This window comes from Polaromonas sp. (assembly GCF_031411155.1).
In the GTDB taxonomy this organism is placed as follows: Bacteria; Pseudomonadota; Gammaproteobacteria; order Burkholderiales; family Burkholderiaceae_C; genus Polaromonas.
On record NZ_JANOAL010000305.1, the window covers coordinates 1 to 4737 of the forward strand.

The window sequence follows — 4737 nt, forward strand, 5'->3', positions numbered from 1 at the left end:
GGGTTCGGCGCCGGGTGTCTGCTCGGAGCCCTCGCCCAGAGGCGGCTGCGCGCCGGAGCCGCGGGGCTGCGGCGCAGGGGTCTGGGCCTGCGACACGCTGGCCCTGACCGCCAGCACCATGGCGGCCAGCACCATGGCGGCCAGCACCATGGCGGCCAGCGCCAGCCGTGCCAGGGGACAGCGCGCGTTGCCAGTGAATTTTTCAGACCGGGCGGAAGGGGACAAAACGGTGACCTTCAAGTGGGATGGCAGCACTTATGATGACGCATGGTTGTAAAGGTTTCGTAACAGCATGGCCTCTTCTTCAGCATCAGATTCAACCGCCCTCACGCATTTTGACGGCCAGGGCCAGGCCCACATGGTGGACGTGGCCGGCAAGGCGGCGACGCACCGGGTCGCGCGGGCCCAGGGCCGCATCGTCATGCTGCCGGCCACGCTGGCCATTGTGCTGCAAGGCAGCGCCAAAAAAGGCGATGTGCTGGGCATTGCGCGCATTGCCGGCATCATGGCGGCCAAGAAAACCAGCGAACTGATCCCGCTGTGCCACCCGCTGGCGCTGACGCGGGTGGCGCTGGAGTTTGAGCCGGATGTGGCCAGCGCCAGCATCGTCTGCCGCGCCACGGTGGAAACCGTGGGCCCGACCGGCGTGGAGATGGAAGCCCTGACGGCGGTGCAAGTGGCCCTGCTGACGATTTACGACATGTGCAAGGCGGTGGACCGGGCCATGGTCATGACCGAGGTGCGGGTGCTGGAAAAGCACGGCGGCAAATCGGGCAGCTTTGTGAACCCCTGAGCCGGCAGCTAGCGCCCGACGCTCAGTGGGCGATCTCGTTCTGCTCTTTCAGCCCGGGCCGCCGGGCATTGGCCCTGGCCCAGCGCGCGTAGTCGGCCGGAAAGGCCGCCCGAAAGCGTGCCAGCTGCGCCAGCGCTTCGTCATCGCGGCCCAGCATCACGGCGCTCTCGATCAGTTTTTCAGCCACGCGCGGCTCGGGCGAGTAATGCAGCAGCGCCGTGGCGGTGTCAAACGTCCACTGCGCATTGGCGGGGGTTAGCGGCGTGATGCCCAGCTCGGCAAAGCGCACCTGCCGCGCAAACAGCCAGGAAGCACGGATCTTGGCCAGCGTGCCGTCGCGGTAGGCCGCATCGCGCGCCTCCGGGGGCAGGTAGATCTGGCTGATGCGGTGATAGTCCCACATCGCGTAGCCCGATGTTGCTATTAAAATAATAGCTATAACTGCGCGCATTACCTGGGCTAGAGGCCGATTTGCCTGACAATTTGCGAAAAGACCGGTGCCAGGGGACCGCCACAGCAGCAGCACGCCAAGCCCCGCCGCCATCTGAAACGGGCCGTACCACAACGGGTATTCCAGCAGGCTGTGCAAGCCAATCAGCGCCAGCACGGCCCAGGCCAGCTGGCGCGTGGGGTCGGCCTCGGCCCAGGGGCGCTGGCGCCACAGCCACCAGGCCAGGCCGCCACACAGCCCCAGCGCCACCGGCACGCCCAGCTCCACCGCCAGGTGCAGTGGCAGGTTGTGCGCGTTGTCCAGAATCTCGCAAAAGCGCGGCCCCTCATACAGCGTGATGTAGTGCGCGTAGTCCAGCTCGCCCCAGCCCCAGCCCAGCCAGGGCTTTTGGGCGATCAGGTGCAGCACGTTGGACCAGAGCGTGAAACGGCTGGCGCACACGGCATCACCGGCCTTCAACCGGCCCCAGGCGCCGCTGCTGAACGGGTCCAGCCCGATCAGCCACGGCAGCGCCAGCGTCGCCAGCGCATACGCCAGCCCCGCCGTCAACAGCACGCGGCGCAACACAGCCACCCGCCAGCCACCCCACAGCAGCACCAGACCGCACAGCAGCACCAGCTCCAGCAGCCCGGTGCGCGAAGAAGACGCCGCATTGCCCACCGCCAGCAGGCCCGCCGCCCCCAGCAGCCCCCATGGCCGCCCGCCCGCCTCGCCACGCCCTGACACCGCCAGCCACAGCAGGGCCGCCAACGCCAGGTTGGTCAACGTCGCAAACTGGTTGCGCTGCCGCAGATTGGCAAACGCCAGCCCCAGCGGCGTCTGGTTGACCCAGGGCTCCAACTCGGGCGAATGGCCAAAATACTGCAGCAGGCCGATGACGCAGCTGACCAGCCCCGCCAGCGCCCAGGCCCAGGCGATGGGGCTGGCCCAGCGCCGGGAAAAAGAAGATCCTCCGTGTATATCGGGCGTGGGGCCGCGCAGCGACGCCAGCAACATCAAGATCGCCGTCGCGCTGAGGGCCAGCAGCCAGGGCAATACGGCGGGCGACGGACCGGACGCAAAGGGGTTGAGCCAGGGGAGGGCGATCAGCAATACAAAGGCCGGGGCGACTAGCGCGTCACGAGTGAAAGTCGCAGCAGCGGCCGAATTCATGGTCTTATTTTTTAGCGATTTATGAGTGCCAGACAGACGCCGATTAACGCCAGCCAACGCAGATAGAGGACAAATCGCGGGGAGCCGCTATGGTTACAAGCTTTACTGATCAAACCCAAAATCAACAGCCCATGCGCCGTCACTTCCCCAGCAAAGCAGCTATTTTTGCTCTGACTTGCGCCAGCTCTTCAACTGATGCTTTGCCTTTGTAGCGCGCTTTCCGCGCAACCCAATCCAGATTTTTCACCTGATCCGCGAGTGCCGCTCCGGCCGTCGCGCGGTCACCGGCGATGGCCACTTCGAACGGATAGCCCTTGATTTGAGTTGTCATCGGACAGCAAACCATCAGACCTGTTTTCGCGTTATACCCCGACGGGCTGACGACAAGCGCCGGACGGTGTCCAGCTTGCTCGTGGCCTGCCTGTGGATCGAATTGCAGCCAGACTATATCCCCCGCCTCGGGCACATAGCGAGCCGCCACTACAAAAGCTCCTGACCAACGGGTGCCCCAAAATCGACCTCACCATGCAGGTTTTCCGGTGTGATGCCGGCCAGCAGTTTGGCCAAGTCGTATTCATGGGTGCGAACGGGGTCAATCACAATCATGCCGCCCTCTTCACGAACATCAACCCGATCATCCAGATGCAGTCGGGCTGCCTCCATGATCCCGGCCGGAATGCGGATGGAGGCACTGTTACCCCACTTTTTGACTGTTACCAGCATGACACCCCCATGTAGATTCAATGTTGATACGATACCAGCTCTCTTGCCAGACGTCAACATCGTTGATATCCGATGGGATAAAGACATTGCCCGCGCCGGGGTTGCCTCGCCGAATCGAAAAATCGACGAAAAGGATTTGCGTTTTCTCAACGCAGCGTTTGAACGGCAGCATCGCGGCGCGTATGCGGTGTGAGGAGACTATATTTATAGTCGCGAATTGTGACGAAAAAAGAGCGCCGAAGCGCTCTTTTTGGGTGGCAGTGGGAAGAATTAACGGCAGTTAGCAGGCACAAAGCGGGCCAGCACAGTACCAGCAACAGGTGCAGGTGCACCGATGGCGGTGCCAACCACATTGGTAGCCGATGAGCAAGCCCAGGCCCAAGCGATGGGACCGGCCCAGCGCCGGGCAAAAGAAGACCCTCCGGGGGTATCGGGCGTGGGGCCGCGCAGCGACGCCAGCAACATCAAGATCGCCGTCGCGCTGAGGGCAAGCAGCCAGGGCAATACGGCGGGTGACGGACCGGACGCAAAGGGGTTGAGCCAAGGGAGGGCGATGCCCAGGACGACGACGATACGGGGTGATGTGGCAATGGCAGCCAAATTCATCGATCTATTTTTTTATTCAAATCTTGATCAACCAAGTCGTGCAATCCCCGGAAGAAACCATGCGAATCTGCCCCGATTTTCTTAAAACCCGTCCAGCGGCGCGTAGGCCAGCGGCTGTGCAGTTTTGGCGTCTATAAGAGCCACCCATGTAGTCGTCCTGAAACTGGTCAACGGTAACCATAACAGCGTGGCTTCCGCCTGGCCACTTTCGCGCACGGCCGCGTCTATCTGGGAGGCTTCCTGCGGATGTTTGTTACGCAAGGCGGTGATGGGTTTGGCCCGCTTAAGTACCGCGGGAGTCGACAAGGAATAGTCTTGCCACCAATGCGGGCGTTGCGATGGCTCGTTGCCCTGCAAAGACAAATCGAGACTCTTCATCATGTCGTCTGAGTCGATGATGTCGCGCACGCCAATCAGACTCGGGCCCGTCCAGGGCAAGGTATTCCAAGGAAATTTGGTCTTGGCAAAGTCCTCCGGCTGGACTTCCGCTGCCGTGACGATACGAAGGCGATCCACCTCAAACGCCATATGCACAGGCCGTGCCAGGGCTACCGAGTACATCCCGTAACCAAGCGCCGCCAATTGGATCAATACCACCAAGGTCAGGTCTCTCGCCAGCTCAGCCCTGGCCTTGGCCGGGTTGAAGAGCACAGCGGTGAGCAGCGGCCCGCACACCACATCGACCCCCACCACCAGCATGAACAGTGCCCGCCCTCCCACCAGTTCGCGGTAAGGATAGGGATACCACAACCCGAACACTAGCGCCGCCGCCAGCGCGGCCACCAGCAGGCTGAGACAAAGATGGAATCCTGCAGCCTTGAGCGCAGCAGTTAGACGATTTGATGAAGAAGTCATGAGTCCAAATGGTGACAAAAAAAGAGCGCCTAAGCGCTCTTCTTATAACTTTCGGAAAAGCTTAACGGCAGCTGGCAGGCACGAAACGCGCTTGAAGGGTGCCGACTGCAGGCGCAGCTGCTGACATCGATTGACCGACAACGTTGGTGGCTGACGA

Annotated in this window: 8 protein-coding genes; 3 read left to right on the forward strand and 5 right to left on the reverse strand. The window is 62.2% G+C overall.

All coding sequences use genetic code 11. The features are described from left to right. A partial coding sequence (locus RMO23_RS18120) for a hypothetical protein (RefSeq protein ID WP_309684245.1) occupies positions 1-225 on the reverse strand: 225 nt, incomplete at its 3' end. Between the two features lie 67 nt (positions 226-292). Between RMO23_RS18120 and moaC the strand changes: the two genes are divergently transcribed. After that, positions 293-793, forward strand: coding sequence for a cyclic pyranopterin monophosphate synthase MoaC (moaC, locus tag RMO23_RS18125; protein WP_309684246.1), 501 nt, complete (start codon positions 293-295; stop codon positions 791-793). 22 nt (positions 794-815) lie between these two features. Here the strand turns inward: moaC and RMO23_RS18130 are convergent, their stop codons facing one another. The 3 genes from RMO23_RS18130 to RMO23_RS18140 form a co-directional block, all read right to left on the reverse strand. Continuing rightward, complete coding sequence (locus RMO23_RS18130) at positions 816-2396, reverse strand: Wzy polymerase domain-containing protein (protein ID WP_309684247.1); 1581 nt, start codon at positions 2394-2396, stop codon at positions 816-818. Between the two features lie 139 nt (positions 2397-2535). Further along, positions 2536-2877 (reverse strand): endoribonuclease MazF, encoded by a 342-nt coding sequence (gene mazF, locus RMO23_RS18135; RefSeq protein ID WP_309684248.1) that lies wholly within the window; start codon positions 2875-2877, stop codon positions 2536-2538. After that, positions 2877-3119: an AbrB/MazE/SpoVT family DNA-binding domain-containing protein gene (locus tag RMO23_RS18140; RefSeq protein ID WP_309684249.1), complete on the reverse strand. Its 243-nt coding sequence runs from the start codon at positions 3117-3119 to the stop codon at positions 2877-2879. Before RMO23_RS18140 ends, mazF begins: the two co-directional genes overlap by 1 nt. Positions 3120-3162: 43 nt before the next feature. On the opposite strand from RMO23_RS18140, the gene RMO23_RS18145 reads away from it, so the two are divergent. Continuing rightward, on the forward strand, positions 3163-3312 hold the full coding sequence (locus RMO23_RS18145; RefSeq protein ID WP_309684250.1) for a hypothetical protein: 150 nt from the start codon (positions 3163-3165) through the stop codon (positions 3310-3312). A gap of 141 nt (positions 3313-3453) precedes the next feature. Further along, the gene (locus tag RMO23_RS18150; RefSeq protein ID WP_309684251.1) at positions 3454-3810 is read left to right on the forward strand and encodes a hypothetical protein; all 357 of its coding nucleotides are present in this window, start codon (positions 3454-3456) and stop codon (positions 3808-3810) included. On the opposite strand, the gene tfpZ is transcribed toward RMO23_RS18150, so the two are convergent. Beyond that, positions 3807-4580, reverse strand: coding sequence for a TfpX/TfpZ family type IV pilin accessory protein (tfpZ, locus tag RMO23_RS18155; RefSeq protein ID WP_309684252.1), 774 nt, complete (start codon positions 4578-4580; stop codon positions 3807-3809). The two genes, RMO23_RS18150 and tfpZ, sit on opposite strands and share 4 nt — an antisense overlap. Positions 4581-4737 lie beyond the last annotated feature (157 nt).